The organism is Mongoliitalea daihaiensis, assembly GCF_021596945.1.
Taxonomy (GTDB): domain Bacteria; phylum Bacteroidota; class Bacteroidia; order Cytophagales; family Cyclobacteriaceae; genus Mongoliitalea; species Mongoliitalea daihaiensis.
In genome coordinates this window covers 1,075,508-1,093,398 of the sequence record NZ_CP063779.1, presented here as the reverse complement: position 1 = coordinate 1,093,398, position 17,891 = coordinate 1,075,508, and the positions used below count along the sequence as shown (strand labels likewise).

14 protein-coding genes and 1 pseudogene are annotated in these 17,891 nt (G+C 41.2%); 9 read left to right on the top strand and 6 right to left on the bottom strand.

Translation table 11 applies throughout. The annotated features are described in order from the left end of the window. Positions 1-1,632 carry an ABC transporter permease gene (locus IPZ59_RS04500; protein ID WP_236138687.1) on the bottom strand — a complete coding sequence of 544 codons (1,632 nt, stop codon included), beginning with the start codon at positions 1,630-1,632 and terminating at the stop codon, positions 1-3. A gap of 3 nt (positions 1,633-1,635) precedes the next feature. Next, positions 1,636-2,667, bottom strand: coding sequence for a Fe(3+) ABC transporter substrate-binding protein (locus IPZ59_RS04495; RefSeq protein WP_394800728.1), 1,032 nt, complete (start codon positions 2,665-2,667; stop codon positions 1,636-1,638). A 111-nt stretch (positions 2,668-2,778) separates the two neighbouring features. On the opposite strand from IPZ59_RS04495, the gene IPZ59_RS04490 reads away from it, so the two are divergent. The 4 genes and pseudogenes from IPZ59_RS04490 to IPZ59_RS20370 form a co-directional block, all read left to right on the top strand. Further along, positions 2,779-3,711, top strand: coding sequence for a hydrogen peroxide-inducible genes activator (locus tag IPZ59_RS04490; RefSeq protein WP_236138685.1), 933 nt, complete (start codon positions 2,779-2,781; stop codon positions 3,709-3,711). Positions 3,712-3,735: 24 nt separating this feature from the next. Next, the gene (locus tag IPZ59_RS04485) at positions 3,736-4,866 is read left to right on the top strand and encodes a BamA/TamA family outer membrane protein (RefSeq protein WP_236138684.1); all 1,131 of its coding nucleotides are present in this window, start codon (positions 3,736-3,738) and stop codon (positions 4,864-4,866) included. Between the two features lie 90 nt (positions 4,867-4,956). Beyond that, entirely contained in the window at positions 4,957-5,775 is an 819-nt protein-coding gene (locus tag IPZ59_RS04480) for a KilA-N domain-containing protein (protein ID WP_236138683.1), read from the top strand. Positions 5,776-5,905: 130 nt separating this feature from the next. After that, a pseudogene (locus IPZ59_RS20370) lies at positions 5,906-6,041 on the top strand (BamA/TamA family outer membrane protein); the annotation flags it as partial. Between the two features lie 4 nt (positions 6,042-6,045). On the opposite strand, the gene IPZ59_RS04475 reads toward IPZ59_RS20370, so the two are convergent. Next, a complete protein-coding gene (locus IPZ59_RS04475) occupies positions 6,046-7,158 on the bottom strand; it encodes a glycoside hydrolase family 130 protein (protein WP_236138682.1) in 1,113 nt (370 codons plus the stop codon). A 30-nt stretch (positions 7,159-7,188) separates the two neighbouring features. Then, positions 7,189-8,751 carry a zinc-binding dehydrogenase gene (locus IPZ59_RS04470; protein ID WP_236138681.1) on the bottom strand — a complete coding sequence of 521 codons (1,563 nt, stop codon included), beginning with the start codon at positions 8,749-8,751 and terminating at the stop codon, positions 7,189-7,191. A gap of 78 nt (positions 8,752-8,829) precedes the next feature. On the opposite strand from IPZ59_RS04470, the gene IPZ59_RS04465 reads away from it, so the two are divergent. From IPZ59_RS04465 to IPZ59_RS04455, 3 genes are all read left to right on the top strand, one after another. Next, positions 8,830-9,105 carry a UPF0175 family protein gene (locus tag IPZ59_RS04465; RefSeq protein ID WP_236138680.1) on the top strand — a complete coding sequence of 92 codons (276 nt, stop codon included), beginning with the start codon at positions 8,830-8,832 and terminating at the stop codon, positions 9,103-9,105. A 3-nt stretch (positions 9,106-9,108) separates the two neighbouring features. Next, complete coding sequence (locus IPZ59_RS04460; RefSeq protein ID WP_236138679.1) at positions 9,109-10,497, top strand: dipeptidase; 1,389 nt, start codon at positions 9,109-9,111, stop codon at positions 10,495-10,497. 197 nt (positions 10,498-10,694) lie between these two features. Next, entirely contained in the window at positions 10,695-12,770 is a 2,076-nt protein-coding gene (locus tag IPZ59_RS04455) for a protein-disulfide reductase DsbD family protein (protein WP_236138678.1), read from the top strand. Positions 12,771-12,843: 73 nt separating this feature from the next. Here the strand turns inward: IPZ59_RS04455 and alr are convergent, their stop codons facing one another. After that, on the bottom strand, positions 12,844-13,998 hold the full coding sequence (gene alr, locus IPZ59_RS04450; RefSeq protein WP_236138677.1) for an alanine racemase: 1,155 nt from the start codon (positions 13,996-13,998) through the stop codon (positions 12,844-12,846). A 1,280-nt stretch (positions 13,999-15,278) separates the two neighbouring features. After that, positions 15,279-16,085: a nucleoside triphosphate pyrophosphohydrolase gene (mazG, locus tag IPZ59_RS04445; RefSeq protein ID WP_236138676.1), complete on the bottom strand. Its 807-nt coding sequence runs from the start codon at positions 16,083-16,085 to the stop codon at positions 15,279-15,281. 71 nt (positions 16,086-16,156) lie between these two features. On the opposite strand from mazG, the gene IPZ59_RS04440 reads away from it, so the two are divergent. Then, complete coding sequence (locus IPZ59_RS04440; RefSeq protein ID WP_236138675.1) at positions 16,157-16,387, top strand: hypothetical protein; 231 nt, start codon at positions 16,157-16,159, stop codon at positions 16,385-16,387. A 59-nt stretch (positions 16,388-16,446) separates the two neighbouring features. Continuing rightward, positions 16,447-17,835: a phosphoglucosamine mutase gene (gene glmM, locus IPZ59_RS04435; protein ID WP_236138674.1), complete on the top strand. Its 1,389-nt coding sequence runs from the start codon at positions 16,447-16,449 to the stop codon at positions 17,833-17,835. The last annotated feature ends 56 nt before the right edge of the window (positions 17,836-17,891 follow it).

Here is a 17,891-nt window from a genome sequence, read left to right as displayed (position 1 = left end):
CTATTTTTTGTTGATTAGTCGATTGAGCAAAATTATGGGAATAATTCCAGTCAATATGATAATCAATGCTGCATTGGACGATTCAGCAATCATTTCATTGGTAGCCATATCAAAAGTTTTGGTAGCCAACGTCTGATAGTTGAACGGTCGAAGAATCAAAGTTAAGGGTAATTCTTTTAGGACGTCTACAAAAACCAATAATACGCCTGATACAAGAGAGTTTTTGATCAAAGGGAGGTCTATTTTGAAAAGGGTTTTGGTACTTCTACTCCCCAGCAGGCGGCTTGCCTCATTGACATGAATGCCGATTTTTTGAAATCCTGATTCCACAGGATTGTAACCTACGGCCATAAAGCGTACCACATAAGCAAATACCAAAGCGAAGAGTGTTCCTGATAGGAACAAACCAGCTGTTTTGGCTGTCAGAAAAGTATTGTAAATCCATTTGTCAAACGCCAAAAAAGGAATCATAATTCCTACAGCAATCACAGCACCAGGAATAGCATAGCCTAAAGTAGAGATTTTAGTGATGTTTTTGATCCATTTGAACGGACTCAATCGAAGCGTATACAATAAAATTACCGACAGGATGACGATGACTATTCCAGTGATTGCGGCTAAGGTAAAGCTTCTGTATACCAGCAAAAAAAACGCCTCGTTGATAACTTTATGATAGGTTAAACTAACCCAATGAATAATCTGAAAAAATGGAATGAGAAAACTTATCAGAAATACAGATGAACAAAGAGCTGTGTAGAAATAGCGTTTGGTTTTCGTAGGAGTAAGCCTAACTGTAGGTTTATGAGTACCTTTTAAAGAGGCATATTGCCTATTGCCGCGTTGCCAAGATTCAAGGTATAGAATGCTGAAAACAAAAACCATCAAAATAGCCGCGAGGTAAATGGCAGTAGTGGAATCACCCAAAGAAAACCAAGAACGGAAAATGCCTGTGGTAAAAGTGTTTACACCAAAATATTTGACAGTTCCATAATCGTTCAATACTTCCATAGAAGCCAAGGCAATGCCCCCAACTATGGCAGGTCTAGCCATGGGCAGGGCTACTTTGAAAAAAGTCTGAAAACGATTGGCCCCCAGCAGGAAGGAAGCCTCCTGAAGACTTTTAGATTGCTGAAGAAAAGAGGTGCGACTGATGAGAAAAACATAGGGAAACAAGGTTACCGAAAGTATGAAGATAGCCCCTGGCAAATTCATCAAGTCAACCAAAGCACCTTTAAATGTGATATCAAAATTATTGCGCAAGAAGCTTTGGATAGGTCCTGTAAAACTCAACAAACCTACATAGGTGTAGGCCATAATATACCCTGGAAAACTTAAGGGAAGAATTAATAACCATTCAAAGTGTTTTCTTCCAGGGAATTCATAGTTGGATACGAGCCAAGCGGTACTCACTCCCAACAGAAAGGTAAAAAAAGCTACTCCCAGTAGGAGCAATACCGTATTTTGAAAATATCCCCAAAGCAAAGTTTCTGAAATATGTCTCCAGCTATCTCCAGGGCTATCGAAGATTTTAAAAAAAATGGTCAATAAAGGAGTGGCTACTAGCAGCAGTATCAGCAGCGAGTAGCCAGTCCATTTATTCCACCAGTAATACTTTCTTTTTACTAATTCCAATGCTTATTTCCACCCCACTTTGTCAAATACTACGACAGCTTCACTGTTATTTTCTCCTAATACAGATAAATTAATTTCATCTGCTTTGAATGTTCCCCACTTGAGCAATTGCTCAGAGAAAGATGCAGCAGGATTTACTGGATATTCAAAGTTGATAGATGCCAAAAACTCCTGAGCCTCTTTGGATGAAAGATATTCCAATAGTTTTACTGCATTGTCTTTATTTGGAGCGTACTTGGTTACACCTGCTCCTGAAATGTTGATATGCGTGCCTCTATCATCTTGATTTGGGAAGAAGATGGCAACTTTTTCTGCTGCTTTTCGCTCTTCTTCGTTGGCATCATTGAGCATAATACCGATGTAATATGTATTAACAATCGCAACATCTCCTTCACCAGAAGCCACTGCTTTTACTTGATCTCTGTCAGAACCTTTTGGTTCTCTCGCCATATTGCCCAATAAACCAGCGGCCCATTCAGCTGCTCCTTCACTGCCTTTATGTGCGATCACAGAAGCCAATAGCGATTGATTGTAAATATTCTCAGAGGATCGGGTCAAGACTCTTCCCTTCCATTGCTCCTCTGTGAGTGCTTCATAAGTACTTAATTCTTCTGGATTTACACGATCTACACTGTAGGCCAAAATTCTAGCTCTATACGTTAGGCCAAACCAATTACCCGCAGGTTCTCTAAATTTAGCGGGAATGTTGCCATTCAATGTTTCGGAAGATATTTGCTGAAACAAATCTTTGCTTTGTGCTCGATAAAGTCTTCCAGCATCTACGGTAATCAATACATCTGCTGGAGAATTTGGGCCTTCCAATTCCAATTTTTGAATCAATTCATCTGCGGAAGCAGAAACTACATTTACTTTGATGCCTGTAGCTTCTGTAAATTTATCGAAGAGTTGCTGATCAGCTTCGTAATGTCTGTGCGTGTAAACGTTGACAACTTCCTCTTGGGTACCCGTACTGCAAGCCACTAGGAAAGCTCCCGCGATTGCTATAAATGTCGATTGTATAAGTGATCTTAACATAGTTTGTACTTTTGATGGGGCAAAATTAATCATTATTTAAATCAAATCTAAATAAACGAAAAAAAGATTTTATATTTGCTACCTTATTATACTTACCCTGACGTTTTTCATATGACGATTCAGCAATTAGAATATGTTTTGGCCGTAGATAAGCACCGACATTTTGGTCAGGCGGCAGAATCATGCTTTGTAACACAACCTACGCTCAGTGCTCAAATCCAGAAATTAGAGAATGAATTGGGGGTCATTTTATTTGACCGCAGCAAGATGCCCGTCATTCCAACAGAGATTGGTGTGCAGATAATTAGTCAGGCTAAAAAAGTGGTTTCTGAGAGTAAAAGTATTTTTGAATTGGTGGCCCAATTGAAAGGTGACATTTCAGGACTGATTAAAATTGGAATTATTCCAACCCTTGCCCCCTATTTGTTGCACAGATTTATTCGCAGTTTTTTGGAAAAATATCCGCAGGTTAAAGTTCAAGTTGAAGAGCTGGTGACAGAGGAAATTATCCGCAAACTTAAAAATGATGAGTTAGACCTTGGCATCGTCGTTACTCCTTTAGAGGAAAATGGGATTTTGGAAAAGCCCATGTTCTATGAAAAATTCTATGCGTATTTATCGGATGGTCACCCGTTGCTTGTGAAGCCCAAACTTCAAGTGACTGACTTGGAAACGGATGATATGTGGGTCCTGCAACAAGGCCACTGTTTTCGTGATCAGGTATTCAGGTTGTGCGATCAAACAAAGTTTCAGCGCATGAATTTCCACTATGAAAGTGGTTCCTTGGAGGGATTGAAAAATATGGTCAATGAATACGAGGGAATGACATTGCTTCCCGAGTTGGCGACCTTTGATTTGTCATCCGAGGAAAAAGAACGCTTAAGGCCTTTTGAAGGCGAGGAACCCTTGCGGGAGGTCAGCATTGTCTTGAATCGAAGTTATCTTAAGAAAAAACTAGTGGAATTGCTTTTCAATGAAATTTCGGAAAACATTCCTCAAAGTATGACATCTAAAGCTCATGGTAAAGTCGTAAAGTTTAAGTAGTTTTCGGACTTAAATTTTATTGGGATGAAGGGAAAGTTGTTCCTGTTGTGTTTGATATCTATTTTTTTGTTGCAAGAAGCTCAGGCACAATTATTTGCAAGAAAATACCTCAACAAGGTATTGAACGATACCTCTGATATCAGCAGGCCACAATTTTTGGTATACCCTACCTTAGCCTATGCCCCCGAGACAAGTTGGGAAATTGGGTTTTCTTCCCTCTATGTGTACTATCCCAAGCGAGACACCACCAATCGATTGAGTGAAATTAACGGGTTTACCTTCATCACCTTGGAAAACCAGTACGGGATTTGGTTTGATCATGCCATCTATACGGATAAAAATAAGTGGTTCTTTTTAGGGAAAATACGCTTGCAAAGTTTCCCTTTGAAATACCATGGAATTGGAATGGATAGCCCGAGTGATTACTTGGCCTTGGTGGACGCTAATCAAATCTGGATCAAAGAGCGGGTACTTCGTGAAATCCGAAAAAACATGTATTGGGGCTTGGAGGTAGAATACAACCAATTATCTCAAGTAGATTTTAGAAAAGCCGAGAATGCACCTGAATTTGATTTACCCCTAGGATTTGAAGGTTCACGAAATTTGGGTTTGGGCTTGGGTCTCGTGTACGACGATCGCCACAATGTCCTGAATGTTCGGGATGGTCATTTTGCAGAGTTGGCTTTGATTCGCTATTTCCCTGCCTTAAGTACTTTCAATTTCAACGCACTTTTATTGGATTCTCGCTTGTTTAGACCCGTAGGTGCTAATAATGTGCTGGCTTTTCAGTTATTGGGTCAATTTATGGCAGGTGATGTTCCCTTCAATCAATTGGCATTGATGGGTGGGGATAGTATGATGCGTGGTTATTATTTTGGTAGGTTTCGGGACCGCAATCAAATCGCTACGCAGGTAGAGTACCGCATGCTTCCTCTACCTTTGGGCTTTACCAATCGTCTAGGTGCTACTGTTTTTGCTAGTACTGCCACAGTCGTCCCGAACTTCTCACAAGCATCCATCCATAAGGTAGTTTGGGCTGCTGGTGCTGGCGCTCGCTTTTTACTGTTTCCAAAAAAGGATATCTATACTCGATTGGATGTGGCTTTCACCCGAGAGGGAACAGGTTTTTATTTGTTTATTGGGGAGGCGTTTTAGGTAATTATCAAAATAAAAAACCCAGTATTTTTCCTTAGTTTTTAGTAAATTGGACTAAAGATTTAACTTGACAACTTTTAAACAGTTAGTATGGCAAAGGCTAAGCAAATTGTAGTAAAACAGGTAACAATAAAAACCTTGAATGTTAATGGCGAAGATTTTATTAGTATTACTGATATCGCCAAGCAAAAAAACCCAATAGAACCCAAAGATGTGGTGAAAAATTGGATGCGCTTAAAGAATACTTTAGAATACCTTGGTCTTTGGGAACACTTAAATAACCCACATTTTAGGGGGGTCGAATTCGACCCCCTTTTGAAAGAATCAGGAAGTAACTCTTTTACAATGAGTCCTAGCAGATGGATAGAACTAACAGGAGCAATTGGAATAATCTCTAAAGGTGGAGCTGGTGGTGGGACTTATGCACAGCGAGATATTGCATTTAAATTTGCAAGCTGGGTATCAGTTGAGTTTGAATTATATTTGGTAAAGGAATTCCAGCGTTTAAAGCAAGAGGAGCATAAGCATTTGGGGTGGTCTGCCAAAAGAGAATTGGCTAAACTTAATTACCACATTCACACAGATGCTATAAAGAGATATCTGGTTCCAGCTTTATTAACTCCAGCTCAGGTTTCAATGATTTATGCTAATGAAGCAGATGTTTTAAATGTCGCATTATTTGGTATGACAGCTAAGCAATGGAGGGATGCTAATCCCAACTTGAAAGGAAATATTAGGGATTTTGCAAATATTAATGAGTTAATCTGTTTGGCTAACTTAGAGAATTTAAATGCTTTATTTATCCAAGAAAAAATGGAGCAGCATGAACGGTTAGTTAAACTAAACCAAATTGCAATACAACAAATGCAAATATTAGTTGATTTAGAAAATAGAAAACTCTTAAAATGAAATTTTTATAAATAAAAAATGCTAAAATTTTTTACTCATCTTTAATTAAACGATCAATTGGTATTGAAAATGTTTAGAATTATCTACTAGTGAAGCTGTAATTACCCATGATTTTTCCCAAGCCTCCATCAACAAAGTAGCCTGGACTGCCGGTGCAGGCGCCCGGTTTTTTACTGTTTCCAAAAAAGGATATCTATACTCGATTGGATGTGGCTTTCACTAAAGAAGGAACAGGTTTCTATTTGTTTATTGGGGAGGCTTTTTAGCAAACTAATTTTTACCATCCCAGCTAACAACGCCTACCATAGAATCTGCTGTTCCATAGTAAAGAAGCCATTTACCGCCATAGTGTACTAATCCTTCGATAAAGGTTGTTCCGTCTACATACTGACCTGATTTCTCAAAAGGCAATTCCGGTTTTAAAAATGGAACATCCGTACGATCCAATAACTTCCATGGCTCTTCTTTACTAAATAAAGCTTGTCCTCCTGTGTAAAGTCGGTTTCCTAAATCCTTGACCCCCAAATTCTGTTGGTTGCCTGCATTATATAGTACAACTATACCATTTTCGGTAAGCACAGGAGGAGGACCTGCTTCTACCAACCATGAATCAAAGTATCCAGGTCTTGGGCTTAGCACCGGGACGAGATTTTCATCAATGCTTTCAACAGGGCTCCATTGGATCAAATCATCCGAACTTGCAAGCCATATGTGGGGAACTCCAAAGTACATCCAGTATTTCCCATGAATTTTTGCTGCAATTAATTTTCCGTTTTTGAGCTCACTTACAATAGCGCCCGATTTGGTTTCTTGATTATGGTATTTCCCTTCACCAAAATTTTTAAATATTGGCCCATGTTTTTCCCAGTTTCTAAGATCTTTGGATGTTGCTACAGCCAACCGGGGATATTCTCTATTCCATTGAGTGTAGGTTAAAACGTAAGTTCCATCTTCCGTTACGACTATTCTTGGGTCTTCCACACCACCAGTCCACTCAAATTCTTTTTGGTTATCGTCGTCAGGATAAAAAATTGGTGCGTTTTCTCGATTAAAGTTAAAACCATCTTTTGAGGTTGCCATTCCTATTCGGGAAGTATGGCCTCCTATTTCCTTTTCTCCGAGCTTTTCTTCTGCTCGATACAATACATGTACCATATCATCCATAACAATTGCTGCTGGATTGAATGTTGCCATGGATTCCCAACGAACCATTTTTCCAGTCATAGGATCTTTCCAGCTAGTTGCATCTGTGGGCGTAATGATAGGTTCAGCATTTGTTGGCCGCTCAAAAGGTCCCATCATCCATTTTTTGTCCTGTGCTAGCAAAGAGCTCATGACTACAAAAAACAGGAGAGATATCATTCCAAGTAGTTTCATTTTCATTGGTTATTAAGGATGGTTTAATGAATTTACTTAAAACCTTACAATTGTAATAATCTCTGCCACACAAACGGGTTTGTCGGAATTTTTTGCTTCCATAGTGGCCTGTATATGCAGACTTACTGCCCCGTCAGGCCGATCTTCCACTTTGCTAATGGATGCATGAAGTCGGACGGAATTACCTGAATACAAAGGTGCCGGGAAACGAACTTTCTCCGTACCATAATTAAGCGCCATCTGTACCCCTTCAAGCGGGAGTAAACCATAGAGTAGTTTGGGAATCAAGGATAATGTCAAATATCCATGCGCAATGTTTTTCCCTCCGGGCAGCATCATTTTTGCCTTTTCGGTATCCACATGTATCCACTGCTTATCATCCGTGGTCTCCGCAAACTGATGAATCAAGTCCTGAGTTACCACTACCCATTCACTTACCCCCAAAGAACTCCCCACAGCCCCCCTCAAATCCCCCACCGACCGAAACACTCGTTTCTTTTCTTCAATATCCGTCTCGGGTCTTGTATCTTGTTTCTTGGCTCTTGTCTCTAAACCTTCATTTCTAATTTCTAATTCCTCATTCTTCATTCCCTCTCTCTCGTTTCTCGTTTCTCGCTTCTCGCCTCTCACCACCACTACCGCCTTTCCCACCACCTTCCTTTCCATCATTTCCTGCAAGGCTCTCCGGCTTTCTTCCAAGCTGTACAGCTGATGTATATGCTGACTGATTTTTCCAGCTTGAATCATCCCCACCAATTCCACCAAATTTTGCTGACTGGCCTGCACCTCCTCTGTGGAAAACCTTCCCCAAAACACCCCCATCACTGAGCAACCCTTCAACAAAATTAAGTTCAGCGGGAATTTAGGGATTTCTCCTGCAGCGAAACCCACTACCAAGTATCTACCTTTCCAAGCCATGCTGCGGAGTGCAGGTTCGGCGTATTTATCACCAACCACATCTAAGACTACATCTACTCCTTTGCCTTGGGTTAATTCTTTGACTCGCTCCTTGATGTCTTCTGTTTCATAATTGATCAAGTAATCAGCCCCTTTTTCTTGGCAACTATTCAACTTATCCACAGTGGAAGCCGCAGCTATTACTCTAGCACCCATGACTTTTCCCAATTCCACTGCTGCCAAACCAACCCCGCCAGAGGCTCCTAATACGAGGAGTGTTTCCCCCGATTTCAATTGTGCACGATTTTTTAGTGCAAAATAAGAGGTTCCAAATGTGTAGAGTGTGGATGCCGCTGTCACATCATCCATAAAGGGAGGAATGGGAAATACTCGATCAGCAGACACTTTCACTTCTTCTGCAAATCCCCCCCAACCACACAAGGCCAAGACTCGTTGTCCAACGTGAAGATGTTTCACTTGGCTACCCACCGATTTAATAACCCCCGAGACTTCTCCTCCAGGCGAAAAAGGGAGTTCAGGCTTGAATTGATATTTGTTTTGAATAATCAATACATCGGGAAAGTTTACCGCACAGGCAGCAACTTCTATAATGACGTCTTTAGCTCCTGCCTCTGGGTTTGCCACCTCTTTGTAAACAAGGCTATCGGGTAGCCCGTATGATTCACAGATAATTGCTTTCATATTCAAAAGTTTGGCCCAAAATAGGCAAATCCTGATAATAAATGTAATTTTGTACTCTGGATAATTCATTTAACCCATATGAGTTCGATCAAAATTGAATTGCCCGAAAGTCTAGGAATTGAACCACAAGATTTTCTCTTGGCTGCTGCAAGCAAGCTGTCTGAGACAGGAAAAATTTCTTCAGGTCAAGGCGCTTCTATTGTTGGTGTTTCTAAAAGAACATTTCTCGAATTATTAGAGGTATACGGAGTTTCTTTGTTTAATACTTCTGAAAGCATTTGGATGATGATGTTAAAAATGCGGGCAATTATGCTCGCCAAAATTTATAAAATTAGTAGAATTGTAACCCAATAAATAATGTCAGTAAAAACCTACATTCAAGACAATAAAGAGCGTTTTTTAAATGAGTTGTTTGATTTGCTTCGTATCCCTTCCGTAAGTGCAGATCCGAAGTTTAAGAACGATGTATTTGCTGCTGCGGATTTTGTAAAGGAGCAGTTAGAAAAAGCAGGAGCAGATAAAGTAGAATTGTGTCAAACTGCCGGCTACCCTATTGTGTACGGTGAAAAGCTCATCGATCCTGCCCTTCCTACGATTTTGGTATATGGCCACTACGATGTGCAACCTGCGGATCCGTATGAATTATGGGACTCTCCACCCTTTGAACCGGTGATCAAAACCACCGACAGACACCCAGAAGGTGCTATTTTCGCACGTGGGTCAGCAGATGATAAAGGTCAGTTTTATATGCACGTGAAAGCGTTTGAAGCGATGATGGCCAATAACTCCTTGCCATGTAATGTGAAGTTCATGATCGAGGGAGAAGAAGAAGTGGGTTCAGCCAACTTGGATATTTTTGTCAAAGCCAACAAAGAAAAATTGAAAGCGGATGTGGTATTGGTCTCCGATACGCACATGATTTCCTTGCAGGACCCTTCCGTAACGGTGGGTTTGAGAGGCTTGGCCTACATGGAAGTGGAGGTAACTGGACCTAACAGAGATCTTCATTCTGGAACCTACGGAGGTGCCGTTGCCAATCCTATCAACACCTTGTGTAAAATGATCGCCTCCCTGCAGGATGAAAACAACCACATCACTATCCCTGGGTTTTATGATAAAGTGGAGGAGTACAGCGCTGCTTACAGAAAGGCCTTGAATGAAGCGCCATTTGAATTAGAGGATTACAAGAAGAAATTAGACGTAGCAGATGTGCACGGTGAAGCAGGTTATTCCACCATTGAGCGCGTAGGTATCCGCCCAACATTGGATGTCAATGGCATTTGGGGTGGGTATACAGGAGAAGGTGCCAAGACGGTACTTCCTTCGAAAGCTTATGCGAAGATTTCCATGCGTTTGGTTCCAAACCAAGACTTTAGAGAAATATCCAATTTGTTTGAAGCGCACTTTAAATCCATTGCGCCTGCTTCTGTGAAGGTAAAGGTAACTCCTCATCATGGAGGTGCACCTGCGGTTGTGTCTACGGATACGCCGGGTTATCGAGCAGCTGACTTAGCTATTCAGGAAGCTTTTGGTAAAAAAGCGATTCCTACAAGAGAGGGTGGTTCCATTCCAATTTGTGCACTATTCCAGCAGGAATTGGGCCTAGATCCTATTTTATTGGGCTTTGGTTTAGATACAGATGCTTTGCACTCGCCGAATGAGCATTATGGAATTCAAAATTACTTGATGGGTATCGAAACTATCGCTCTTTTCTTCAAGCATTTCACCGATCAGGCGCGCGCTTAAGTGATAATCTCAAGGGGCATTGAAAATACAAATAAAAACCTGTAGTCACTTACATCAGGTCTACTAGCATGATGGTTGACTGCAGGTTGTTTTTAATTCCTATCTTCCTTTCAACTATCAAAATCCCCTTTTGTGCGAAGGATTACTGAACTATTTGCCTAATTTCCTCATTATTACAGCGGAAAAGTATTTATACCATGTCAACACACCTGAAAAGCATTCTCTTTCTTTTCTCTTTCGTACTTCTCAGCTTCCAAGCTTCGGCACAGTTGATTGCGCCTCCTAAATGGAGCATTCAGTTGGCAGATAAAAATCCGAGTATTGGTTCTGAGGTGAAAATCACCTTTAAAGCAACGATTCCAAGGGATTGGTACATTTACTCCAATGACTTCGATCCGGATTTGGGTCCGATGTTGACGGAGTTGGAGTTAAAAACTTTGGAGGGTGTGCAATTGGTCAATGGGCTTAAAGCCATCAATCCCAAGAAGAAATACGACGAAATATGGGAAGGCGACGTGACCTATTTTGTGGGTTCAGGAACATTTGAGCAGACGGTTAAAGTCACGGGTAATGCTATCAAATTGGTAGGTTCGGTAAATTACCAGATGTGTTCCGATGTCACAGGTCAATGCATTCCTTTTGAAGAAGATTTTACGATTACAGCAACGGCAACAGGAACTGTACCAGTAAGCGATGCTACCACAGCAGCAGTGACCTTGGATAAAAGTGTGGAGGAAGTGTTGGAAGAAGCGGGGGAAGCGATAGTTACGCCAGCTACTACTCAAGAAACCGGCTCCTCTGAAGCGCCGACTTACATTGACTTGACAGCTGATGAGGAGCAAGAAGGCTTGATTGGTTTTATGATCATTGCGTTCCTTGCCGGTTTGGCTGCTTTGTTGACGCCTTGTGTATTCCCCATGATTCCGATGACGGTGACCTTCTTTACCGGACGGTCCAAGTCCCGTGCTTCGGGTATCCGAAATGCTTTCTTGTATGGTTTTTCCATCATTGCTATTTATACGATAGCTGGTACAGCAGTAGCAGCGATACAGGGGCCTGAATTTGCCAATTGGCTATCTACGCACTGGATACCCAATGTATTTTTCTTCTTAGTCTTTATCTTTTTTGCCATGGCCTTTTTGGGCATGTTTGAGTTGACGCTGCCAAGTAGCTTTGTGAATAAAATAGATGCCAAAGCTGATAAAGGGGGATTAGCAGGTGTTTTCTTTATGGCCTTCACCTTGGTGTTGGTTTCATTTTCCTGTACAGGTCCGATTGTAGGCTCTATCTTGATTTCCTCAGCAGGTGGTGCGTTGGTGAAACCGATTCTCGGAATGTTCTCGTTCTCTCTAGCATTTGCCATTCCTTTCACGCTATTTGCCATTTTCCCTGAGTGGTTAAATTCTCTTCCAAAATCAGGAGGCTGGCTGAATTCGGTAAAAGTAGTATTGGGCTTCTTGGAGTTGGCATTGGCCTTCAAATTCCTTTCAGTAGCAGATCAAGTGTATCATTGGGGATTGTTGGATAGAGATATTTACTTGGCAATCTGGATTGTGATATTCTTCTTATTGGGCTTGTATTTGCTAGGTAAATTACGCTTGCCGCACGATTCTCCCATGGATTACCTGTCCGTGCCACGGCTGATGTTGGCCATTGTGACTTTTGTATTTGTGGTGTATTTGATCCCAGGCTTGTGGGGTGCGCCTTTGAAAGCTTTGAGCGGTTATCTTCCTCCAATGGCTACACATGATTTTAATATCCTAGATAACCGAGGAACAGGGGCTAAAACAACTACACTGGACGATCAACCCAAGTATGCAGATTTCCTACACTTACCCCATGGATTGCAGGGATACTTTGATTATCAGCAAGCTTTGGCCGCAGCTAAGCGAGCCAATAAACCTTTGTTTATTGACTTTACAGGTCACGGTTGTGTGAATTGTCGAGAAATGGAAGCTCGTGTGTGGTCGGATCCTCAAGTGTTGCAACGCTTACAGGAAGATTTTGTGATGGTGGCCCTGTACATCGATGAGCGCTATCAGCTTCCAGAAGCTGAATGGTATACGTCAGACTACGATGGAAAAGTAAAAAATACCATTGGCAAGCAAAATGCAGACTTCCAAATCACCCGATTCAATAACAATGCACAGCCATACTATGTGATTTTGGATCAGCAAGAAGAATTACTGATTCGTCCTAAAGCTTATGATACCAATATCCAGAATTTTATCAACTTCTTGGATGAGGCAAAAGCGGAGTTTACAAGGCGGTAATTGGTACAATAAACTGATATTCTCAACCTAACAGGTTTTAATACCTGTTAGGTTTTTTCATTTTGAGGACGATTTAATCCACAATTTCTCTAGGAATATTCTGAGGCAAGCGCGTAAGTAATTCATAGTTTACCTGTTGGGAAGACTCTCCGAAAGAAGCTACCGATATTTCTAAATTACCTTGTTTTCCAATGAGTACTACTTCTTCTCCAGCCTGAACTTTTTCCAAGTCCGTGACATCCACTGCGATGCTGTTCATAGTGACAGTTCCTACTACCGGAACAATCACCCCTCCGATCAAAACCTTTCCTTGATTGCTGAGAAGTCTGCTAAACCCATGGCAGTAGCCTACAGGAATCAGTGCTATTGTCATATTTCGAGGAGCCATGTAGCTGGAACCATACCCAATAAAATTTCCCATCTTTACCTTTTTGGTATTCATGATGCTACTTTTCCAAGAAATAAGGCGTTTGAGTGGGTTTTTATTGTCTAGTGGTAAAGATTGAAAACGGTACATATATGTTTCCTGTGTGGGCCAAAAGCCATAAGAGGCAATTCCAATCCGAACCATATCCATTTTTGTTTCTGGATACAATAGACTGGCAGCCGAACATGCCGTGTGGTATTTTTCAAAGTGTATGTCATGGGCATCAAACCACTTTTTGAATTTTCGGTATTGCTTGATTTGATTTCTTACCCGCACATAGTTGCTGATACTTTCTGCTCCTGCAAAATGTGTACAAAGCCCTTTCAATCGGATATGTGAAGCATTTTCTTTGAGTAGGGTTGTCAACCACTTCAGTTCATCCCATTCAAAGCCAGTTCGGTGAAAACCCGTTTCTACTTCCACATGGATAGCTGCAGGGGTATTTGTCGCTTTAGCAATAGCAATTGCCTGCTCCAAGCGGTTGAAATCAAAGACATAGAATTCGATACCTTTTGCAATCACCTCTTGTAAATCCTCGGGGTCAATCATACCCATGATCATGGCTTGACTGTTGTGTTGGCTAGCTTGACATACCCTCCAAGCTTCATCTGCTGAGAAAGTTGAAAAGTGGCGGACACCATTTGCTTCAGCAAGTGCTACGATATGTTCGATACCATGCCCATAGGCATTTCCTTTGACCACTACCGAAAGTTGGGTTTGAGGGCCTAGGTCTTGTTTTAAAAATTCAATATTAGCCGCATAAGCGGATGTACTAATTTCTATATAGGATGTTTGACGCATGGGTGCAAGTTATAAACATATCCCATTTACCCTAATTTAGTGTAGATAAACTGCTTGGTCAGCTGCTATATTTGCGCTCTTAACCCATTTACTAATGATTTTTAATACGAAATTCTTATTTCAATAGGATTCAGGTATTGGACTTCAACTCCTATCGGAGTTGGGAAATTTGGATTTGGGTGTATCGTTTTACCCCGAGTTGCGACTCGGGGCTAATAACCTTCGGTAGTCAACTCCTGTCGGAGTTGGTATTTATTTCCTGCTCAATATTGATTGGTAGGACATAACATTTTTGCCAACGGATTTTCCAGGATAATTGTACCTAAAATGTGTTTTTTCGGGAATTGTGAAGGAATCAGCTCCCGTTGATTGTCCAATACAATGTTACTTTTAGATACAAAAATCAGCTTCTTTTGCAAAATGTAGATATTGAACCAAAACCCCGAAAGGGGTTTATTCCGCAGGATATTAGCCCCGGGTTGCCACCCGGGGTTTTAATGTGGATAACCCGTTTCGGTAATGCCAACCCCTGTAGGGGTTGAATTAAATCGCGGGTTTAAATTTGAATTGAACTCCTATCGGAGTTGGGCAATTAGGATTTGGTGTATCTTTTTCACCCCGAGTTGCGACTCGGGGCTAATAACCTTCGGTAGTCAACTCCTGTCGGAGTTGGATTCCGCTGGAAATAGTGTTATAATTTTTCAAATAGGTAATAACTTGTCGTATCGTGGGACAACTGTTCAACGGAAGTTTGCATCTCTAACTGAATGTTGATCCTGAGTACAAACCCCGAAAGGGGTTTATTCCGCGGGATATTAGCCCCGGGTTGCCACCCGGGGTTTTGATGTGGATAATCCATTTCGGTAATCCCAACCCCGGTAGGGGTTGAATTAAATCGCGGGTTTAAATTTGAATTGAACTCCTATCGGAGTTGGGCAATTAGGATTTGGTGTATCTTTTTCACCCCGAGTTGCGACTCGGGGCTAATAACCTTCGGTAGTCAACTCCTGTCGGAGTTGGATTCCGCTGGAAATAGTGATATAATTTTTCAAATAGGTAATAACTTGTCGTATCGTGGGACAACTGTTCAACGGAAGTTTGCATCTCTAACTGAATGTTGATCCTGAGTACAAACCCCGATAGGGGTTTATTCCGCAGGATATTAGCCCCGGGTTGCTACCCGGGGTTTTGATGTGGATAATCCATTTCGGTAATCCCAACCCTGGTAGGGGTTGAATTAAATCGCGGGTTTAAATTTGAATTCAACTCCTGCCGGAGTTTTATTTTCCTAATTTCTTTGCCTCTTCCCAATACACATCCATTTCTTCCAAACTCATTTGGTCAAGACTTTTCCCAGTTGCTTTGGCGGCTTGTTCTAGGTATTGGAAGCGCTTGATAAATTTCAGATTGGTTCGCTCCAACGCTTCTTCGGGATTGATGTCAATAAAGCGGGCATAATTGATGAGAGAAAACAATAAATCTCCAAACTCGGCTGTTGCTTTTTCCTTATCTATAGACGCTTCTGTGGCCGCATTGAATTCTTCTTTAAACTCCTGCATCTCTTCTTCCACTTTTTCCCAGACTTGATGTTTTTCTTCCCAATCGAAACCAACCCCTCTTGCTTTTTCCTGTATGCGCATGGCTTTGATTAAGGCAGGAAGGGATTTGGGAACTCCCCCTAAGACCGAAACATTTCCTTTTTCTTGTAGCTTGATTTTCTCCCAATTTTGCTTGACCGCGTCTTCATCATCAGCCCTTACATCTCCATAAATGTGAGGATGGCGTCGAATCAATTTTTCGCATAGGGAATCTATTACAGTCGCCATATCAAATGCTCCTTTTTCCGAACCAATTTTGGCATAAAAAACGATGTGAAGTAAGATATCCCCGAGCTCTTTTTTAATTTCTTCGAGGTTGTTATCCAAAATCGCATCTGACAATTCAAACGTCTCTTCTATAGTTAAGTGTCGTAAGCTTTCCAAGGTTTGTTTACGGTCCCATGGACATTGCTCCCGCAATTCATCCATGATAGTCAATAATTTGTCAAAAGCTTGAAGTTGGCCGGGTCTTTGTGATATTTGAGACATAAGAATGGAAACTATTCGAAGAGTAGCAACGTTTGGAAAGTATTGTGTAAATTTGCAGAAATAAAATTGATATGGCAACCTTATATTTAACAGTAGGCTTTTTGGCGCTTTTCTTTATCTTGATGTCGGTACGATTGATTTTTTTGAAAAACGGTGAATTCAAAGGAACATGTGCATCTCAAAATCCATATCTCAATAAAGAAGGGGGGACATGCAGTTATTGTGGAAAAGAAGTGGATCCCAATAGCAGTTGTGCCAATCCTGACAATGAGGTAGACAAAGTGCTAGCCAAATTCAAATAAGCTACAATTATTTTTCCTGGAATTCCAGGATTTTTCATTATACAAACAAATTTTAGAACGTGGCCTTAATTAAATCTATTTCTGGTATTAGAGGTACTATCGGAGGCAAGCCTGGTGAGGGTTTAACTCCGTTGGATGTGGTGAAATTTACCTCAGCATATGGGTATTGGGTTAAAAACCATACCAACAATCCAAAAGTGGTCATCGGAAGAGATGCCCGGATTTCTGGAGAGATAGTTTCAAAGCTTGTTGCTGCAACGCTTCAGGGGTTAGGAATTGATGTAATCGACCTGGGATTGAGTACCACCCCTACAGTTGAATTAGCGGTTCCTTTGGAAAAAGCTGGTGGAGGAATTATCCTTACTGCCAGTCATAACCCGATTCAGTGGAATGCATTGAAGTTATTGAATGATAAAGGGGAATTTATTTCTGATGCTGAAGGAAAAGCAATTTTAGAAAGTGCCGATAAGGAGGACTTTGTATTTGCTGATGTCAAAAGACTAGGTTCCTACACTGTAAAAGATGACTATATTGACAAACATGTTGCGCATGTACTAGCGCTGCCTTTGGTAGATAAAGAGGCAATTGCTGCTCGCAAATTTAAAGTGGTCATTGATTGTGTAAACTCAACCGGTGGCATAGCCCTTCCCAAATTATTGAGAGCCTTGGGCGTGGAAGATATAGAAGAAATGTATTGTACGCCAGATGGTCATTTTCCACATAATCCAGAACCCCTTCCAGAAAACTTACGGGATATCGCTGAGAAGCTTAACCGAGGAAAATATGATCTAGGCATAGTTGTAGATCCAGACGTAGACCGTTTGTGTTTTATGAATGAAGACGGAAGTGCCTTTGGAGAAGAATATACTTTAGTGGCAGTGGCAGATTATGTGCTGTCTCAAACTCCGGGCAATACAGTATCAAACTTGAGTTCTACCCGTGCTTTGCGTGATGTGACCGAAAAAAGAGGAGGTGCTTATCAAGCGGCTGCAGTTGGTGAGGTGAATGTTGTGAATAAGATGAAGGAAACCAATGCTATCATCGGAGGAGAAGGTAATGGAGGAGTAATTTATCCTGAGTCCCATTATGGTAGAGATGCTTTGGTTGGAATAGGGTTGTTTTTGACGCACTTAGCAAAATTTGGAAAAAGTATTTCTATGCTAAGAGCTAGCTATCCAAATTATTATATTTCTAAAAACAAGATCGAACTTACTCCTGATATCGATGTGGACAAAGTGTTGGAGGCGATCAAAGCAAAGTATAGCAAGCAGCCTATCAACGATATTGATGGGGTTAAAATCGAATTTGATAAAGAATGGGTTCACCTCCGCAAATCAAATACTGAACCCATCATTCGAATCTACTCGGAGTCTGCTTCTCAAGCCACCGCCGAGCATTTGGCGAATAAACTCATCACAGATATCAAAGAGGTAATTACTGAATCATAAAAAAAGATTTTCTTAACTTGCAGGCGCTATGGATACAATCTGTAGCGCCTTTCTTT